Genomic DNA, 17,377 nt, shown 5'->3' with positions numbered 1-17,377 from the left:
CCGCGCTCACGACTCGTCGGAGCCGATGTCGGCCAGGCGGGCCTCCTCGTCGAACTGGATCGCGCTCTCGACCACGGGGTCGAGCGCTCCGTTCATCACGCCGTCGAGGTTGTAGGCCTTGTAGCCGGTGCGGTGGTCCGCGATGCGGTTCTCGGGGAAGTTGTAGGTGCGGATGCGCTCGGAGCGGTCCATCGTCCGGATCTGCGTCTTGCGCGCGTCCGAGGCGGCGGCGGCGATCTCCTCCTGCTGGCGGGCGAGGATGCGGGCGCGCAGGACGCGCATGCCGGCCTCGCGGTTCTGCAGCTGGCTCTTCTCGTTCTGCATCGAGACGACGATGCCGGTCGGGAGGTGGGTGATCCGCACCGCGGAGTCGGTGGTGTTGACCGACTGGCCGCCGGGGCCCGAGGAGCGGTAGACGTCGATCTTGAGGTCGTTCTGGTTGATCGCGACCTCCTCCGGGGCGTCCACCTCGGGGAAGACCAGCACGCCGGTCGTCGAGGTGTGGATGCGGCCCTGCGACTCCGTCACGGGGACGCGCTGCACGCGGTGCACACCGCCCTCGTACTTCAGGTGCGCCCAGACGCCCTGCGACGGGTCGGTCGCGTTGCTCTTGATGGCGACCTGGACGTTCTTGTAGCCGCCGAGGTCGGACTCGTCGCGGTCGAGGATCTCGGTCTTCCAGCCCTTCGCCTCGGCGTAGTGCAGGTACATCCGGAGCAGGTCCGCGGCGAACAGCGCGCTCTCGGCGCCGCCCTCGCCGCCCTTGATCTCCATGATCACGTCGCGGCCGTCGTCGGGGTCGCGCGGGATGAGCAGGCGGCGCAGCTTCTCCTGCGCGACGCGCAGGGACTCCTCCAGCTCCGGCACCTCCTCGGCGAAGGCGTCGTCCTCGCGGGCGAGCTCGCGCGCGGCCTCGAGGTCCTCGCCGGCCTGGATCCAAGCGGCGTGCGCCGAGTTGATCTGGTTCAGCTCGGCGTAGCGGCGGTTGACCTTCTTCGCGCGCGCGGCGTCCGCGTGCAGGGCGGGGTCGGACAGTTGCGTCTGGAGGTCCTCGTGCTCGGCGAGGAGGACGCTGACGGATTCGAACATGGGGTTCCTGGTTTCCGGGTGGTGGTGGAGGGGTGGGTCTCGATACGCCCGCTGCGCGGGCTACTCGACCAGCATGAGCGGCCCGCTTCGCGGGCTGGCCGACCCACCGCACATGCTGGTCGAGTAGGTGCCGCAGGCGCCGTATCGAGACCGACGTGCACGGTGGGGTAGGTCTCGGTACGCCGGCTTCGCGGACTACTCGACCAGCATGATCGCACCGAAGGTGCCGACGGACGCGAAAACGCCCGCGGCCGCCCTCGGAGGGGCGACCGCGGACGTCGGGGCAGCTAGTGGTGGCCGTTGCCGTGGTTCGCGGTGGTCGGGCCGACAGCGGACTTCGAGACCTGCATCAGGAACTCGACGTTCGAGGACGTCTCCTTCAGGCGGGACAGGATGATCTCGAGCGCCTGCTGCTGGTCGAGCCCGGCGAGGGCGCGGCGCAGCTTCCAGGTGATCTTGACCTCGTCCGAGCTGAGGAGCATCTCCTCGCGGCGGGTGCCCGACGCGTTGACGTCGACCGCGGGGAAGATCCGCTTGTCGGCGAGGTGGCGCGAGAGACGGAGCTCCATGTTGCCGGTGCCCTTGAACTCCTCGAAGATCACCTCGTCCATCTTCGAGCCGGTCTCGATGAGCGCCGTCGCGAGGATGGTGAGCGAGCCGCCGTTCTCGATGTTGCGCGCCGCGCCGAAGAACTTCTTCGGCGGGTACAGCGCCGACGCGTCGACGCCACCGGAGAGCACGCGGCCCGAGGGGGCGGCGGTCACGTTGTAGGCGCGGCCGAGGCGGGTGATCGAGTCGAGCAGCACGACGACGTCGTGGCCCAGCTCGACGAGGCGCTTGGCGCGCTCGATGGCCAGCTCGGCGACCGTGGTGTGGTCCTCGGCCGGGCGGTCGAACGTGGAGGCGACGACCTCGCCGCGCACGGTGCGCTGCATGTCGGTGACCTCCTCGGGACGCTCGTCGACGAGCACGACCATGAGGTGGACCTCGGGGTTGTTCTGCACGATCGCGTTCGCGATCTGCTGCAGGACGATCGTCTTGCCGGCCTTGGGCGGCGCGACGATGAGGCCGCGCTGGCCCTTGCCGATCGGAGCGACCAGGTCGATGATCCGCTGGGTCAGCTTGCCCGGCTCCGTCTCGAGGCGCAGTCGCTCGGTCGGGTAGAGCGGCGTGAGGTCGTGGAACTCGACGCGCGCGGCGGCCTCGTCGACGGTCTGGCCGTTGATCGAGTCGACGCGGACGATCGCGTTGTACTTCTGGCGTCCGCCGCCCTCGCCCTCGCGGGGCTGACGGATGGCGCCGACGACGGCGTCGCCCTTGCGCAGGTTGTACTTCTTGACCTGGCCGAGCGAGACGTAGACGTCGCTGACACCGGGCAGGTAGCCCGTGGTGCGCACGAAGGCGTAGTTGTCGAGGACGTCGAGGATACCGGCGACCGGGATGAGGACGTCGTCCTCGCTGATCTCGGGCTCGAAGTCGTCGCCGACCGCTCCTCCGCGGCGCTTGCGGTCGCGGTAGCGGCTGCGGCGGCCGTCCTCGCCGTCGGCCTGCTGGCCGTTCTGCGCGGAGCCCTGGGCGTTCTGGCCGTTGCCGCCCTGCGGCTGGCCACCCTGGTTGCCCTGGTTGCCGCCCTGGTTCGACGGCGCCTGGCCGTTGCCGTTCTGCGCGGCGCCGTTCTGGCCGCCGCCGTTCTGGCCGTTGCTCTGACCGCCGTTGCTCTGGCCGCCGTTGTTCTGGGCGCTGCCGCCCTGGCCGTTCTGCTGGCCGTCGTTCGCCTGACGGTCCTCGCCGCGGCGGTTGCGGTTGCGGCGGTTGCGGCCGCGGCCGGTGCCCTGCTGGTCGCCGCCGTTCTGCTGCTCGCCGTTGCCCTGCTGCTCGCCGGAGTTCTGCTGGTCGTCCTGGCGGTCGCCGGAGTCCGGCTCGTCGCCGGCGTCCTGCGCGGAGGACTCGACGGCGTCGGTGGTCTCGGGCTGCTCGCTCTGCTCGGCGCTGCCGCCGCGGCTGCGACGGCGTCCGCGACGCTCGCGCTGGCCGCCCTCGCGGGAGGAGTCGTCCGACTCCGGCCCGTTGGGCAGCTCGATCTCGATGACCGGTCGCGGCGCCTGCTCGGCGTCGGGGACCTGCTCGAGGACGGGCGGGAGCTCGGGGATGAGCGACTCGACGCCGCTGCCGGCCGGCACGTTCAGGTGCTCGCCGGCGGCGACGGTGCCGCTGGAGGCGCGACGCGAGCCGCGGCGACGGGGAGCGCGCTCGGCGGCGGGCTCGGCCACCGGCTCGGCGGCGACGGGGAGCTCGAGCTCGACCGGGGCGGCCTCGGCGGCGGCGGGCGCCGGCTCCTCGACCGTGGTGGCGGCCTGCTCGAGGACGTCGGCGGTGTCCGCCTCCGTGCTCTCGGCGGGTGCGGTCGACTCGACGGGCGTCTCGAGCGCCGGGGCGCTCTGCTCGGTGACGTCGGCGGGCTCGGCCTCGACGCTCGTGCCGTCCACGACGGTCTCGGCCTCGGCCGGCTCGGCGAAGGACTGCTCGGCGACCGAGGGCTCGGCGGGCGCCTGCTCCTCGGCGGGAGCGGCGGGCTCGGCGCCCTCGGAGTCCGCACCGGCGCGGAGGTCCGAGATGGCCGAGACGAGCTCGCCCTTGCGGAGCTTGGAGGCTCCGCCGATGCCGAGGCTCGTCGCGAGGGCCTGGAGCTCCGCGACGCGGAGGCCGATGAGATCGGCGTTGGTGTCCGCGGCGGTACCGCGGGTGTTGACATCTGTCACTGGAGAGGGGTTCCTTCCCCCCGGGAGCGATCGCTCACCGGGAGAGCACATCAGCCGTGCGGGTCCATCGCGAGTTCTGATCCACGCGATGCTCTCGGTCGCCGGCTCGACCTGCCTCGGAAAGCGCAGAGAGGGCACGAGCGACCAGGCGCTGATCTGCACGAGAAGCAGGGGCGCCCTTCACACGATGTGATGGCCGTGATTGTCGGGACGATCCGTCGGACAGATTCCGCTCGTTACGCGGCTCCTCGGGATGCGATCCCCACTGTAGCACCCTTGAAGTCGACGGCCAGCATGTGCGCCCGCCACGGCGTGTGCGCCTGCTTCGCCACCAGATCCGCGGCTGCGAGGCGCTGCGCGGGGTCGCTGCAGAGCACGAGGACGCTCGGTCCGGCGCCGGAGACGACGGCCGCGTAGCCGTGCGAGCGCAGCAGCGCGATCAGCTCGGAGGTCTGCGGCATCGCGGCCGCGCGGTAGTTCTGGTGCAGCTTGTCCTCGGTCGCCGCGAACAGCAGCTCGGGGCTCTGGATGAGGGCCGCGATCAGCAGCGACGAGCGCGAGACGTTGAAGACGGCGTCCTCGTGCGGGACGCTGATCGGCTGCAGCGAGCGCGCCAGCCGCGTCGACATGGTGTGCTCGGGCACGAAGACGACCGGCGAGACGCCGCGGTGCACCATCAGCTTCTTGGAGCGCGGCCGCAGCGGCGCCTCCGGTCCGCCCTCGGCGCCGGGCTCGACCCAGGCGATGGTGAGACCGCCGAAGAGCGCCGGCGCGACGTTGTCGGGGTGCCCCTCCATCTCGGTCGCGATCCGGAGCAGGTCGTCGGAGTCGAGCTCGACGATGCCGTCGAGCAGACCCTTCGCCGCCATGATCCCGGAGACGATCGCCGCCCCCGAGGAGCCCATCCCGCGGCCGTGCGGGATGATGTTGCGCGCGGTCACGTCGATGCCGGGCATCTCCTGCCGCTGATCGGCGAAGGTGTAGGCGATGGCCTGGACGACGAGGTTCGTCTCGTCGGTCGGCACCTCGCCCTCGCCCACGCCGTGCACCGAGACCCGGGCGCCCGTCGCCGTGACGGCCGTGACCTCGAGCTCGTCGTACGCCGAGAGCGCGAGGCCGAGCGTGTCGAACCCGGGGCCGAGGTTCGCCGAGGTCGCAGGGACCTTGACGTGCACGGAGCGGCCGACGGGAACCGCCGAGGTCATGCGCCGGCCAGCCCCAGCACGTCGGCGATCGCCGCGGTGTCCACGGGCACGACGGTCGGCGTGATGTCCTCGCCGTCCGCGGTGCGCAGCGCCCACTGCGGGTCCTTCAGGCCGTGGCCGGTGACGGTCAGCACGACGGTGGCGTCCTTGGGGATCGCCCCCGCCTCGGCGCGCTCCAGCAGGCCGGCGACGCTGATCGCGGAGGCGGGCTCGACGAAGACGCCGACCTCGCCCGCGAGGATGCGGTACGCCTCGAGGATCTTCTCGTCGCTGATCGCGCCGAAGTAGCCGTCGCTGACGCTGCGCGCGTTGAGCGCGAGCTCCCACGACGCGGGGTTGCCGATCCGGATCGCGCTGGCGATGGTCTCGGGGTGGCGGACGACCGCGCCGTGCACGATCGGCGCGGAGCCCTCGGCCTGGAAGCCGAACATCCGGGGCAGCTTCGTCGACCCGCCGCGCTCGAGCTCCTCGGAGTAGCCGCGGAAGTAGGCGGTGTAGTTGCCGGCGTTGCCGACCGGGACGATGTGGAAGTCCGGCGCGTCGCCGAGGACCTCGACGACCTCGAAGGCGGCGGTCTTCTGACCCGCGATGCGGTCGGGGTTCACCGAGTTGACCAGGTGCACCGGGTAGTTCTTCGCGAGGTCGCGGGCGATGTCGAGGCAGTCGTCGAAGTTGCCCTGGACCTGCAGCAGCTGCGCGTTGTGCGCGATCGCCTGGCTGAGCTTGCCGAGCGCGATCTTGCCCTCGGGCACGAGCACCGCCGCGGTGATGCCGGCGTGCGTCGCGTAGGCCGCGGCCGAGGCGGAGGTGTTGCCGGTCGAGGCGCAGATGACGGCCTTCGCGCCGTGCTCGACGGCCTTCGAGATCGCCATGGTCATGCCGCGGTCCTTGAAGGAGCCGGTGGGGTTCATCCCCTCGTACTTGACCCAGACCTTCGCGCCCGTGCGGGCCGAGAGAGCCGCCGCCGGGATGAGCGGGGTGCCGCCCTCGCCGAGCGTGATGACGGGGGTCGCCTCGGTGACATCGAGGCGGTCCGCGTACTCGTGCAGGACTCCGCGCCACTGCTTGGCCATCTCAGGCTCCTTCAACTCGTAGAACGGACGTCACGGCGCCGACGAACCCGTGGGATTGGAGAGCGGTGACGGTGGCCGCCAGATCGGACTCTGCCGCGGCGTGCGTGCCGATGACCAGGGTAGCGGTCGGCTCGCGCCGCTCCGCACCGGTGTCGGCGAGGGGGTCGAGCACGGGCGGCGTCTGCACGAGCGTCTCGACGGAGACCCCGTGCTCGGCGAAGACGCCGGCGATCTGGGCGAGCACGCCGGGACGGTCGAGCACCTCGAGCGTCACCTGGTAGCGGGTGGTGACGTGCCCGATCGGCAGCACCGGGAGTCCGGAGCTGGCGCTGGTGACGAGGCCGGGGCCGCCGACCACGTGGCGGCGGGCGGCCGAGACGACGTCGCCGAGGACGGCCGAGGCGGTCTCGACGCCGCCGGCGCCCGCGCCGTAGAACATCAGGCTGCCGGCGGCCTCCGCCTCGACGAAGACGGCGTTGTTCGCGCCATGCACGGCGGCGAGCGGGTGCGTGCGGTGCACGAGCGCGGGGTAGACCCGCGCCGAGACGCCCTCCTCCCCCGTCTTCGCGTCGACGAGTCGCTCGCAGATCGCGAGCAGCTTGATCACGTACCCCGAGGCGCGGGCCTGCTCGACCTGCTGCTGGGTGACGCCGGTGATCCCCTCGCGGTGCACCAGCGAGACCGGGACGTCGGTGTGGAAGGCGAGCCGCGCGAGGATCGCCGCCTTCTGCGCGGCGTCGTAGCCCTCGATGTCGGCGGTCGGATCGGCCTCGGCGTAGCCGAGCTCGGTGGCGAGCGCGAGCGCCTCCTCGAGCGTGGCGTGCTCGGTGTCCATCCGGTCGAGGATGAAGTTGGTGGTGCCGTTCACGATGCCGAGGATCCGGTGCACCCGGTCGCCGGCGAGGCTGTCGCGCAGCGGGCGGATGATCGGGATCGCCCCGGCCACCGCGGCCTCGTAGTTGAGCTGCGCGCCCACCTGGTCGGCGGCCTCGAACAACTCGTTGCCGTGCGCGGCGAGCAGCGCCTTGTTGGCGGTGATCACGTCGGCGCCCGAGGAGATCGCCTTGAGGATGTAGCTGCGCGCCGGCTCCAGGCCGCCGATCAGCTCGACGACGATGTCGGCGCCGAGGATCAGCGCCTCGGCGTCCGTGGTGAGGTACTCCCTCGGGATGTCCGCGGTGCGCGGTGCGTCCAGGTCCCGGACGGCCACGCCGGCGAGCTCCAGCGGCGCCCCCACGCGCTGGGCGAGTTCGTCGCCGTGGTCGAGCAGGAGGCGCGCCACCTGGGCACCGACGGACCCGGCGCCCAGCAGGGCGACGCGGAGGCTGCGGTACTCGATCATCGGAGGATGGCCTTTCGTTCGATGCCGGCATCGCGGCGGAGGAGGTCGTCCTCGGTCTCGCCGTGCACGATGACGCGCGCGACTCCGTCCCGGACGGCGACGACCGGGGGGCGGCCGAGGTGGTTGTAGTTGCTCGAGAGCGACCAGCAGTAGGCACCGGTCGCGGCGACGGCGAGCAGGTCGCCCGGCTGCACGTCGGCGGGGAGGAAGTCGTCGTGGACGACGATGTCGCCCGACTCGCAGTGCTTGCCGGCCACGCGCACGAGGGCGGGCTCGGCGTCGGAGACGCGGTTGGCGATCCGCGCCGTGTAGTCCGCGCCGTAGAGGGCGGGCCGCGCGTTGTCGCTCATCCCTCCGTCGACGCTGACGTAGCGGCGCACGCCGTCCGTGCCGACCGCGACGTCCTTGATGGTGCCGACCTCGTAGAGGGTCAGCCCGGCGGGCCCGATCAGCGAGCGGCCCGGCTCGATGGCGATGTGCGGCACCGGGATCCCGCGGGTCGCGCACTGCTCGCCGACCGCGTCCGCGATCGCCGCGGCGATCTCGCCGATCGGGGTCGGGTCGTCGGCGCTCGTGTAGGCGATGCCGAAGCCGCCGCCGAGGTTGAGCTGCGGGACCGGGCCGTCGGAGAGGAGCCCCGAGTGCACCGCGAGCAGGCGCGAGGCGGACTCGGCGAAGCCGGCCGAGCCGAAGATCTGCGAGCCGATGTGGCAGTGCAGGCCGAGGAAGCGCAGGCTCCCGTGCGAGCGGATCCGCGCGACGGCGTCCGGGCAGTCCTCGAGGGTGATGCCGAACTTCTGGTCCTCGTGCGCGGTGGCCAGGAAGCTGTGGGTGTGCGCGTGCACGCCGCTGTTCACCCGCAGCCGCACCGGCTGGACGCGGCCGTGGCGCTCGGCCGCCGCGGCGACCCGCTCGATCTCGAGCACGCTGTCCAGGACGATCGCGCCGACACCGGCCTCGACCGCCCGGTCGATCTCGGCGAGCGACTTGTTGTTGCCGTGCAGGCCCATGTGCTCGGGCTCGACGCCGGCGGCGAGCGCGACCGCGAGCTCTCCCCCGCTGCAGGTGTCGATGTTCAGGCCCTCGGCGCGCATCCAGCGCGCGACCTCGGTGGAGAGGAAGGCCTTGCCGGCGTAGTAGACGGTGACGCCGGTGCCGATCCGGCCGAGCTCGCGCTCGAAGGCCTCCCGCGTCGCGACGGCGCGGCGGCGGGCGTCGTCCTCGTCCACGACGTAGAGCGGGGTGCCGAAGCGGGCGGCCAGCTCGGTGGCCGCGACACCGGCGATCTCGAGAACGCCGTCCGCCGAGCGGAGCGTGCCGCCGGACCAGACGCCGTCGGCGAGCGCGTTCGCGTCCTCGGGGCGGTGCAGCCAGTCCGGAGCGAGGGGATGACGGGGGGCGCGGACGGGTGCGTCGGCGTGTGCCACGGGTGAGACCTCACAGGAGAGAGTGGGAGCGTCACTGCGTGGCGAGCGAGTCCGGATTGACCCCTGAAGCCAGCAAGATCCTTGAGAGTGCTGTCGGTGGCAGTGCTCTCGGTGCTCGCACTGCCGGCGTTCGTCCCGCGGGACACGCGGGCACAGGGCTCCGATCCTACCGGTCGGGCGCTGCGCGTCCGTCCCGGGTCAGGAGCAGACGCCGGTCTCCTGCTGCGCCGGGTCGCTGAGGAAGGTCGGAGAGAGGTCGAAGGAGGCGTCCAGCGAGTCGGCCGTCACGGTGACGTCGGTGAGCGCGAGCCCCTGCGGCACGGCGTCGGCGATGCAGACGGAGTGCGCGGCGAGCAGCCCCTCGGCCACGGCGCCGAAGCGGTCCTCGACGTCGGCGGCACTGATCGTGGTGCCGCCCGCCGTCACCTCGGACGGCGTCAGCTCGATCGCGCCGTCGGCCGCGCCGAGCTCGATGCCGACGCCCGCGGCGAGGGTGAGCCCGAGCACGTCGACCGAGGTGTTCACGCGCACCAGCGGCGGATCGAGCGTCACGCCGTCGATCGGCACCTGGCTCCGCGCGGCGACGAGCGTGCTGACCGAGTCGGGGTCGAGCGCCACGGTCGCGCGTCCCGCCTCGAGCGGACCGTCGCCGCTCGCGGGGACGCCCTCGAGGGTCGCGTCGACATCGCCGTTCAGGTCGCCGAACGCGACGTCCTCGCTGCGGATGTCGAGCCGGTCGAGCGAGCCGGCGATCAGCTGCGGCAGCACCGCCCAGCCGGCGACCTCGACCTCGACGGGGTGGTCCGCGGGGAGCGAGAGCGCCTCCCGGATGCTCGACGCCGCGGTGTCGGCGACGGCGCGGCGGGCGAGCACGTCGCCGACGACGGCGGCCACCGCCAGCAGCACGATCACGATCACGGCGACGATCGCGATCCGGCGGCCGCGGCGCGGCGCACCGGCGTCAGCGGCGGTCACATCCGGTCCGGAGCGGTCACGCCGAGCAGCGAGAGCCCGTTGCGCAGGACCTGCGCGGTCGCGTCGTTCAGGCGCAGGCGGGTCGAGTGCACGGCCTCGATCGGGTCGTCGCCCTGCGGGACCACGCGGCAGTTGTCGTACCAGCGGTGGTACAGACCGGCGATCTCCTCGAGGTAGCGGGCCACGCGGTGCGGCTCGCGCAGCTCGGCGGCGAGGGCGACGATGCGCGGGAACTCCTGCAGTCCGCCCAGCAGCGCCGACTCGCTCGGGTGCACCAGCGTCTCGGGAGCGAACGGCTCGCGCGGCACGCCCGACGCCTCCGCCTTGGCCGCCACCTGGCGGGTGCGGGCGTGCGCGTACTGCACGTAGTAGACGGGGTTGTCGTTGCTGCGCTTGGTGAGCAGGTCGAGGTCGATGTCGAGCGAGGAGTCGGCCGAGGAGCGCACCAGCGAGTAGCGCGCGGCGTCGACGCCCACTGCCTCGACCAGGTCCTCCATCGTCACGACGGTGCCCGCGCGCTTGGACATCCGGACCGCCTGCCCGTCGCGGAGCAGGTTGACGAGCTGCCCGATCAGGATCTCGAGGTTCACGCCCGGGGTGTCGCCGAAGGCCGCGCACATCGCCATCATCCGGCCGATGTAGCCGTGGTGGTCGGCGCCGAGCATGATGATCGCCCGGTCGAAGCCGCGCTCGCGCTTGTCGAGGTAGTAGGCGAGGTCGCCGGCGATGTAGGCCGCCTCGCCGTCGCTCTTGATGATGACGCGGTCGCGGTCGTCGCCGAAGTCCGTGGTGCGCAGCCAGGTCGCTCCGTCGGCCTCGAAGATGTGGCCGAGCTCGCGGAGGCGCTCGATCGCCCGCTCGACAGCACGCGACTCGTGCAGCGAGTTCTCGTGGAAGTAGACGTCGAAGTCGACGCCGAACTCGTGCAGGCTCTGCTTGATCTCGCCGAACATCAGGTCGACGCCGATCGAGCGGAACGTCTCGTTCAGCTCGGCCTCGGGCAGGACCGAGAGGTCGCCCGGGTAGGCGGCGACGACGCGATCGGCGATGTCGGCGATGTACGCGCCGCCGTAGCCGTCCTCCGGAGTCGGCTCGCCGCGGTAGGCGGCCAGGACGCTTCGGGTGAAGCGGTCGATCTGCGCGCCGTGGTCGTTGAAGTAGTACTCGCGGGTCACCTCGGCGCCCTGCGCGATCAGCACCCGGGCGAGGCTGTCGCCGACGGCCGCCCAGCGGGTCCCGCCGATGTGGATCGGGCCGGTGGGGTTGGCGGAGACGAACTCGAGGTTCATCTTCAGACCGGAGTAGGCGGAGCCGGTGCCGTAGGCCTCGCCCGCGTCGACGATCGTGCCGGCGAGCGCGCCCGCGGCGGCGGCGTCGAGCCGGACGTTGAGGAACCCCGGGCCGGCGACCTCGACCGAAGCCACGCCGTCGACCGCGCCGAGGCCCTCGGCGAGCTCGGTCGCGAGTTCGCGCGGGTTCGCCCCGGCCTTCTTCGCGATCTTCATCGCGATGTTCGAGGCCCAGTCGCCGTGTTCGCGGTTCTTCGGCCGCTCGAGCACGACGTCGCCGAGCGCGACCTCGGCGTCGCTCCCTCGTCGCTGCACGGCGTCGAGGACGAGGGCGTGCAGGGAGGCGGCGAGCTGTTCGGGAGTCACGGGGCACGATTCTACCGGCCGGTCCCCACGCGCCTTCTTCCTCCGGATCGAGCCACCCCTCTCCTTCTGCTGATCGAGTAGCCGGCGCAGCCGGCGTATCGAGATCCACCCTCCCCGGAGCCCCCGCCGCCCGCACCCCGGCGCCCCGCCCGCCGCGATTGCTAGGGTGCAGCGCATGCGCCGACCCGCCGCCCTCGCCCTGATCGTCGCCGTCGCGGCCCTCGCCGGCTGCGCGCCGGCCGCGGATCCGGCGCCGAGTGCGAGCGACGCGGTCACCGGCACTCCTATTCCCGTCACCTGCGAGCAGCTCGTGCCCGCCTCCGCCCTGACCGGCCTCTGGGCGGGCTTCTCCCCCAGCGGCGCGGTGGAGCCGACCGCGGTCTCCACCGAGATCGCCGGCTACGACGGCCTGGTCTGCGGCTGGGCCGACTCCGAGGGCGCCGACTTCCAGCTCGCGGTCGCCCGGCTCGACCCGGCCGTCATCGAGGCCCTCAAGAACGAGTTCTTCACCACGAGCGAGGCCGTCCCCACCTACGGTCGGCCCCCGGAGATCGAGGGCTACTACGAGGTCGCCGACAGCCGGGGCATCGCGGACGCCTTCATCGGCGACTACTGGCTCGAGGCGTCGAGCGCGTCGTTCGTCGAGCCGGGCGACCCGGAGCCGCTCGTGCGCGCGGCGCTCGCCGCCCTCGCCGGCTGACCACCCGGTCGGAACGTGCGGGCTCAGCCCAGGCGCACCGGCGAGACGTGGTCGTCCTCGACGACCTCGTCGCAGGTCGCCTCGACGTTCATCGTCTCGAGCCGCAGGTCGGTGAGGTAGCTGCTGAGGAAGGCGGTGTCGGCGGTGTCGCGGCCGGAGGAGATCCGGAGCATCGACGGCCGCGGAGCGAGCCGGGTCGCGTCGACCACGTGCCAGGCCCCGTCGACCCAGGCCTCCGACACCGCGTGGAAGTCGCGCGGCTCGAGGCCGGGAGCGTAGACGGCGGTCACCCGCGCCGGGATGTCGAGCGCGCGCAGCAGCCCCACGACGGTGTGCGCGAAGTCGCGGCAGACGCCCTGCCCGCTCTCGATCACCTGCGCGGCTCCCCCGGTCGCGACCGTCGAGCCGTAGACGTAGGAGAGGTGCGCGTGCACCCACTCCTCGACCGCGGCGAGCGCCTCGAAGCCTCGCGCCCGTCCGAACTCGCGCCGGGCGATGCCGCCGAGCGCGTCGGTCTCCGCGTAGCGGCTCGGCCGCAGGTACTCGACCAGCTCGAGCTCGCTCGGCTCGTCCGGCACGCCGCGCCCGGAGACGCGGCCGCGGTACTCCACCTGCATCGCCCCGGCGTTCGCCGCGACGCGGTGCACCCGCGCGCCGTGCCGCGCCGGGAACTCCCGCACCGGGACGGGCTCGCCGTCCAGCGTGACGGTGAACGAGTCCTCGAACCCGTCTCCTGTCGGCGTCGCCGCCAGGAGGAAGATCAGGTCGGTCGGCCCGTTCAGTCGCAGGCCCAGCGAGGCGGAGACGGTGCGCAGCATGCCCCCATCGTGGCACGACCGCACGGCCCGCCAGGGCGTCCGGCGGCGCCCACCCCGGGTGCTAATGTTGTCAGGCACTCCTGGCCCCCATAGCTCAGGGGATAGAGCACTGCCCTCCGGAGGCAGGGGCGTAGGTTCGAATCCTACTGGGGGCACCACTCTCGAAGGCCCGGAATCACGCGGTAAGCAGCGCGAGCCGGGCCTTCTTCGCTCCCGCTCGCCTTCTCCGACGGCCGCCTCGACCAGGTCGGGGTCCTCGGCTGATCAGCCTTCGCCGACGGCCGTGCGCCGCGGTCGCCGGAGACGCTCGACGGCGCCGAGCACCCGGGCGCGCACGGCCTCGGTCCTCCGCTCCGTGAGCGCGCCGAAGGCCCAGCCCACGGCGCAGGCGAGGAGCGCGAGGGCGAGGACACCTGCCCAGCTCGCCGCGGACGGCGGCCACCAGGCCGACGCCGGCGGGAACAGCAGCGCGTGGAGCAGGATCAGCACGGGCACGTGCGTCGCGTAGAGCGAGAACGAGAACCCCGAGACCCAGGTGCCGCCGCGGAGCAGACGGTCGAGACCCTTCCCTGGAGTCCCCTCGGAGTGGCACAGCACGATGACGAGGGCCGCCGCCGCGATCGTCGTCGCCCACGTCGTCCAGCCGAGATCATCCGGGCCGGCTTTCGCGAGCCGGTCGACCGACATCGCCGAGATCACGAGCAGGAGTACCAAACCGATCGAGGCGGCGGTGCCCTTCGGCCCGAGTCGGGAGAGGAACCGCGTGGCCGCCGCTCCCTTCCAGGCGACCGCCGTGCCGGCGAGCCAGGCCAGGAAGAGCCCCGTTCCCGCCGGCCCGAGAACGCAGACGATCACGACGCCGGCTGCGGCGCACAGCACTCGCCGCCGCCAGGAGCCGCGCGTGAGCCCGACGAGGAGCAACGGGAACAGCAGGTAGTAGCCGGCCTCGTAGCCGATCGACCAGAGCGGCTGGTCGGTGCCGAAGGGGCGGACCAGGTGCGGCTGGAGGAAGACCACGTTGCCCAGTGCCCCGAGAACACCGCCGTTCACCTGCGCGGAACCGCCCGGCGCGTACTGCGGCCGGTCCGCGAGGAAGGCGACGCCGACGGCGTCGAGGACGGCCGTGAGCACGAGGGCCGGGATCAGGACGAGCCACAGCCGGGTCAGGCGGGAGGTGAGGTACCTCGTCCCGCTGAAGGCGTCGCGGGACAGAGCGCTGAGGACGGAGCCGCCGACGAAGAAGCCGCTCAGGACGAAGAAGACGATGACGGCGCCGTGACCGAGGGACGTCAGCGCGTAGAGCGCGCTGTCGACGGGGCCGATTCGCGTCTCAGCAGCCGGAACCAGGAAGGCCTGCCGCACGTGGGCGACGAGGACGAGCAGGGCAGCGCAGGCCCGGACGGAGTCGAGGGCCCGGTAGGTCATCGCTGCCACTCCGACCGGTCACCCGGACGCGGCGGAACTCGCAGCGATGGAGGCGGGGGACGTCAGCAGGCTGCCGTATCGGCGGCAGCCCTCGTCCGCAAGTCGCAGCCGGCGGCGGAAAAGGCGCGGGACGCGCGTCCGACGCTCTGCGCGACGCCGGCGTCAGGGGTTCAGATCGAACCTCTGCGCTCGGCGAGCGCACGTGGAGGAGCAGTACGGCTCCGCCGCGGGGTTCGTCTCCCCGCAGTACCCACAGGGAGGTCGGGCGCGATCAGGCGTACAGGTAATTCGTCCTCGCACAGGCGTCGTCGCAGAAGCCGTCGCGTCGAGCCGGCTTGACGCCGCACGCCTCGCACTGCGAGGAGCCGGAGCTCTTGCGCGAGAACGAGAACGCCGCCGCAGGAGTTCGTTGGTGCGACTGCTGCGGGGTGGCCCGCTGGGCTGCCGACTCCCTGGGGATTCTGACGGGCGCTCCGATGATCCGGGCGAGGATCGAGGGCGGTCGAGAGATCTTCATGAGCATCGTTCGCTCCGTATCTACGCGACTTTCGGGTCGTCGCGTTTTGACGTACTTTACGCCCCCCGTAGGGGTACTGGCAGGGTGGAATTCCGTGCAAGTGCTGGAAAGTCTGGGCCTCCGCGCTCAGCCCGTCCGCGACAGAGGAGCGGCAGCAGTGCGATCACGTCCCGGCCGGTGAGCAGCGCGTTCCTCTCCCTCGCGCCGCCGAGACACGCTCGGCGCACACGCGGTTCCTGAGAGCGGCGTCGTAGGGTGAGCCCGTGAAGATCCTTGTCGTCGAAGACGATCCAGCCATGGGCGAAGCACTCGTGGGCGGCCTAGAAGACGCCGGCTACGAGGCGGAGCTGACGACGAACGGCATCGACGCGCTCGTCGCGTTCAGCAACGCCGAGTTCTCGGCCGCCATCGTCGACGTGATGCTCCCCGCGATGTCGGGCTTCGAGATCTGCCGGCGCATCCGCGAGCTGGGCCGGTCCACCCCGATCCTGCTGCTCACGGCGCGCGACTCCGTCGAGGACCGCGTCTTCGGCCTGGACGCCGGCGCCGACGACTACCTGACGAAGCCGTTCGCGTTCACCGAGCTGAACGCGCGGCTGCGGGCGCTGCTGCGGCGGAGCCCCTCGCTGATGTCCACCTCCATCGAGGTCGGCCGCATCACGGTGGACGGGTCGAGCATCCGCCGCACCGCGGACAACACGCGCATCCACGTCAGCCCGAAGGAGCTCGAGCTGCTGAAGCTGCTGATCTCGCCGGTCGGCTCGGTCGTCACCCGCCAGCGCATCCTCTCCGAGATCTGGGGCGGCGGCGAGATCGTCGACAACAACATCGTCGACCAGTACGTCAGCTACCTGCGCAAGAAGCTGCCCGCCGAGGACACCGGGGTCAGCATCGTCACGGTGCGCGGCAAGGGCTACTTCCTCCGCCCGGTCGAGTAGCCGCATGGCCGCCCCGAGCCCGCTCGCCGCGGCGCGTGCCGCGAGGCGGCGCTCGGGAGCCCTGTCGATCCGCGCCAGGATCACCGTCGGCTCCGTCGCCGTCGCGACCGTGCTCTTCGCCCTCGCGGCGATGCTCTTCTACCAGGTCGTCACCGGCATCGTCGAGCGCAGCGAGCGGACGATCCTCGTCTCGATCGAGGACGAGATCCGGCGCGACATCGCGGCAGGCGACGTCCCCCGGGTCCGGGACTCCTCCACGGGGCAGCTCTACCTCGCGATCACCCCGGACGGCGCGATCGACGCGACCACCATGCCGACCGAGGTGCGCCGCTCGGTGCAGGCGGAGCTGCGCGACCGCGCGGCCGACGCGGTGCCGCGCTACACCGAGGTCGCCACCGCCACCACGCGCTACCTGGTGCGCATCACCGCGGTGGAGGGCGAGGACGGCACCTGGAGCGTCGCCACCGCCCGCGACCAGGCCGCGTCGCAGCTGGTGCTCGACGACTTCGCGCACGTGCTGGTGTACGCGGCGATCTTCCTCGTGGTCACCTTCGGGCTCGCCTCGTGGATCCTCACCGGAGCGGCTCTGGCCCCGGTGCGCCGGATGCGCGCGCGCGCCGACCAGATCGCCGCCGACCCCACTCCCGGCGATCAGCTGCCGGTCGTCGGCACCCGCGACGAGATCGACGAGCTCGCCGAGACGCTCAACGCGTTCCTCGCCAAGCAGACGGCCTCCCTGGCGCGGGAGAAGCAGATGGTCTCGGACGCCAGCCACGAGCTGCGGACGCCGCTCGCCGCGCTCTCGGCCCAGCTCGAGATCGCGCACCACCGCGTCGAGGACCCGGTCGCCGTCGATCGCGTGATCCTCGACGCGCAGAAGAGCGTCGACCGCCTTGTCCGCCTCGCCTCCGCACTGCTGGACATCTCCCGGATCGAGAGCCGCTCGGCCCGGCCCGCCTCGCCCTTCGCCGAGCTGGTCGACGAGCTGGTCGGCGCGGTCGACCGCACCCGGCTGCTCGCGGCCGAGTCGGACGTCGAGATCGACTACGAGATCGACGAGCGCGAGCCCGCTCGGCTCTACGCCGTCGCCACCCAGGACTTCGGCCGGGTGATCGACAACCTCGTCCGCAACGCGATCCAGGCGATCGGCCACGGCGGGACGATCGTCGCGGCGCTCGCGCAGAAGGACGGCCGGCTGCTGCTGACGGTCTCCGACGACGGACCGGGCATGCCGGCCGAGTTCATCCCGGTCGCCTTCGACCGCTTCTCCCGTCCCGACGACTCGCGCACGATCGCCTCCGGCGGCAGCGGCCTGGGTCTCGCCCTCGTGCACACGACGGTGCTCTCCGGCGGCGGGACCGTGGCGCTCTCCAACCGGGAGCCGCACGGTCTCGCGGTCGACATCGTGCTGCCTCCGGTGGGCTCCGCCGCCCGCTGAGGCGACGGCCCGGCAG

The 17,377-nt window shown here is 72.3% G+C and carries 13 protein-coding genes and 1 tRNA gene; 4 read left to right on the top strand and 10 right to left on the bottom strand.

Annotated elements, in window-relative coordinates; translation table 11 throughout:
- Window positions 1-6 precede the first annotated feature (6 nt).
- The 8 genes from prfA to argS all read right to left on the bottom strand — a co-directional run bounded on the left by prfA (window position 7) and on the right by argS (window position 11,525).
- Window positions 7-1,089, bottom strand: coding sequence for a peptide chain release factor 1 (gene prfA, locus MT355_RS06535; protein WP_243598938.1), 1,083 nt, complete (start codon window positions 1,087-1,089; stop codon window positions 7-9).
- A gap of 287 nt (window positions 1,090-1,376) precedes the next feature.
- Window positions 1,377-3,848: a transcription termination factor Rho gene (gene rho / locus MT355_RS06530; RefSeq protein ID WP_243598937.1), complete on the bottom strand. Its 2,472-nt coding sequence runs from the start codon at window positions 3,846-3,848 to the stop codon at window positions 1,377-1,379.
- Between the two features lie 236 nt (window positions 3,849-4,084).
- Complete coding sequence (gene thrB / locus MT355_RS06525; RefSeq protein ID WP_243582700.1) at window positions 4,085-5,053, bottom strand: homoserine kinase; 969 nt, start codon at window positions 5,051-5,053, stop codon at window positions 4,085-4,087.
- The gene (gene thrC / locus MT355_RS06520; RefSeq protein ID WP_123735336.1) at window positions 5,050-6,126 is read right to left on the bottom strand and encodes a threonine synthase; all 1,077 of its coding nucleotides are present in this window, start codon (window positions 6,124-6,126) and stop codon (window positions 5,050-5,052) included. Before thrC ends, thrB begins: the two co-directional genes overlap by 4 nt.
- A gap of 1 nt (window position 6,127) precedes the next feature.
- Window positions 6,128-7,468, bottom strand: coding sequence for a homoserine dehydrogenase (locus tag MT355_RS06515; RefSeq protein ID WP_123445472.1), 1,341 nt, complete (start codon window positions 7,466-7,468; stop codon window positions 6,128-6,130).
- Entirely contained in the window at window positions 7,465-8,895 is a 1,431-nt protein-coding gene (gene lysA, locus MT355_RS06510; RefSeq protein ID WP_243598936.1) for a diaminopimelate decarboxylase, read from the bottom strand. Before lysA ends, MT355_RS06515 begins: the two co-directional genes overlap by 4 nt.
- Window positions 8,896-9,093: 198 nt before the next feature.
- Window positions 9,094-9,870, bottom strand: coding sequence for a DUF2993 domain-containing protein (locus tag MT355_RS06505; RefSeq protein ID WP_243598935.1), 777 nt, complete (start codon window positions 9,868-9,870; stop codon window positions 9,094-9,096).
- On the bottom strand, window positions 9,867-11,525 hold the full coding sequence (gene argS / locus MT355_RS06500) for an arginine--tRNA ligase (RefSeq protein ID WP_243598934.1): 1,659 nt from the start codon (window positions 11,523-11,525) through the stop codon (window positions 9,867-9,869). Before argS ends, MT355_RS06505 begins: the two co-directional genes overlap by 4 nt.
- Window positions 11,526-11,700: 175 nt before the next feature.
- On the opposite strand from argS, the gene MT355_RS06495 reads away from it, so the two are divergent.
- Window positions 11,701-12,225 (top strand): hypothetical protein, encoded by a 525-nt coding sequence (locus MT355_RS06495; RefSeq protein WP_243598933.1) that lies wholly within the window; start codon window positions 11,701-11,703, stop codon window positions 12,223-12,225.
- A 23-nt stretch (window positions 12,226-12,248) separates the two neighbouring features.
- On the opposite strand, the gene MT355_RS06490 is transcribed toward MT355_RS06495, so the two are convergent.
- Complete coding sequence (locus MT355_RS06490; RefSeq protein WP_127886176.1) at window positions 12,249-13,043, bottom strand: transglutaminase family protein; 795 nt, start codon at window positions 13,041-13,043, stop codon at window positions 12,249-12,251.
- Window positions 13,044-13,126: 83 nt separating this feature from the next.
- Here MT355_RS06490 and MT355_RS06485 point away from each other — a divergent pair.
- Window positions 13,127-13,201, top strand: a tRNA-Arg gene (locus tag MT355_RS06485).
- A 106-nt stretch (window positions 13,202-13,307) separates the two neighbouring features.
- Here MT355_RS06485 and MT355_RS06480 read toward each other — a convergent pair.
- Window positions 13,308-14,468 (bottom strand): acyltransferase, encoded by a 1,161-nt coding sequence (locus tag MT355_RS06480; RefSeq protein WP_243598932.1) that lies wholly within the window; start codon window positions 14,466-14,468, stop codon window positions 13,308-13,310.
- 780 nt (window positions 14,469-15,248) lie between these two features.
- Between MT355_RS06480 and MT355_RS21545 the strand changes: the two genes are divergently transcribed.
- Together MT355_RS21545 and MT355_RS06470 are read left to right on the top strand one after the other, a co-directional pair.
- Window positions 15,249-15,923 carry a response regulator transcription factor gene (locus MT355_RS21545; protein WP_260300519.1) on the top strand — a complete coding sequence of 225 codons (675 nt, stop codon included), beginning with the start codon at window positions 15,249-15,251 and terminating at the stop codon, window positions 15,921-15,923.
- Window positions 15,924-15,927: 4 nt separating this feature from the next.
- Entirely contained in the window at window positions 15,928-17,361 is a 1,434-nt protein-coding gene (locus MT355_RS06470; RefSeq protein ID WP_243582707.1) for a cell wall metabolism sensor histidine kinase WalK, read from the top strand.
- Window positions 17,362-17,377 lie beyond the last annotated feature (16 nt).

The sequence above is a fragment of the Rathayibacter sp. VKM Ac-2929 genome, from assembly GCF_022815495.1.
GTDB lineage: Bacteria > Actinomycetota > Actinomycetes > Actinomycetales > Microbacteriaceae > Rathayibacter > Rathayibacter festucae.
This window is presented reverse-complemented; position numbering and strand designations above follow the sequence as displayed.

Bases quoted from the DNA above. Each gene is read 5' to 3' on its own strand.
- prfA (WP_243598938.1), bottom strand. From the start codon at position 1,089: ATGTTCGAATCCGTCAGCGTCCTCCTCGCCGAGCACGAGGACCTCCAG.
- thrB (WP_243582700.1), bottom strand. From the start codon at position 5,053: ATGACCTCGGCGGTTCCCGTCGGCCGCTCCGTGCACGTCAAGGTCCCT.
- thrC (WP_123735336.1), bottom strand. From the start codon at position 6,126: ATGGCCAAGCAGTGGCGCGGAGTCCTGCACGAGTACGCGGACCGCCTC.
- MT355_RS06515 (WP_123445472.1), bottom strand. From the start codon at position 7,468: ATGATCGAGTACCGCAGCCTCCGCGTCGCCCTGCTGGGCGCCGGGTCC.
- MT355_RS06495 (WP_243598933.1), top strand. From the start codon at position 11,701: ATGCGCCGACCCGCCGCCCTCGCCCTGATCGTCGCCGTCGCGGCCCTC.
- MT355_RS06490 (WP_127886176.1), bottom strand. From the start codon at position 13,043: ATGCTGCGCACCGTCTCCGCCTCGCTGGGCCTGCGACTGAACGGGCCG.
- MT355_RS06480 (WP_243598932.1), bottom strand. From the start codon at position 14,468: ATGACCTACCGGGCCCTCGACTCCGTCCGGGCCTGCGCTGCCCTGCTC.
- MT355_RS06470 (WP_243582707.1), top strand. From the start codon at position 15,928: ATGGCCGCCCCGAGCCCGCTCGCCGCGGCGCGTGCCGCGAGGCGGCGC.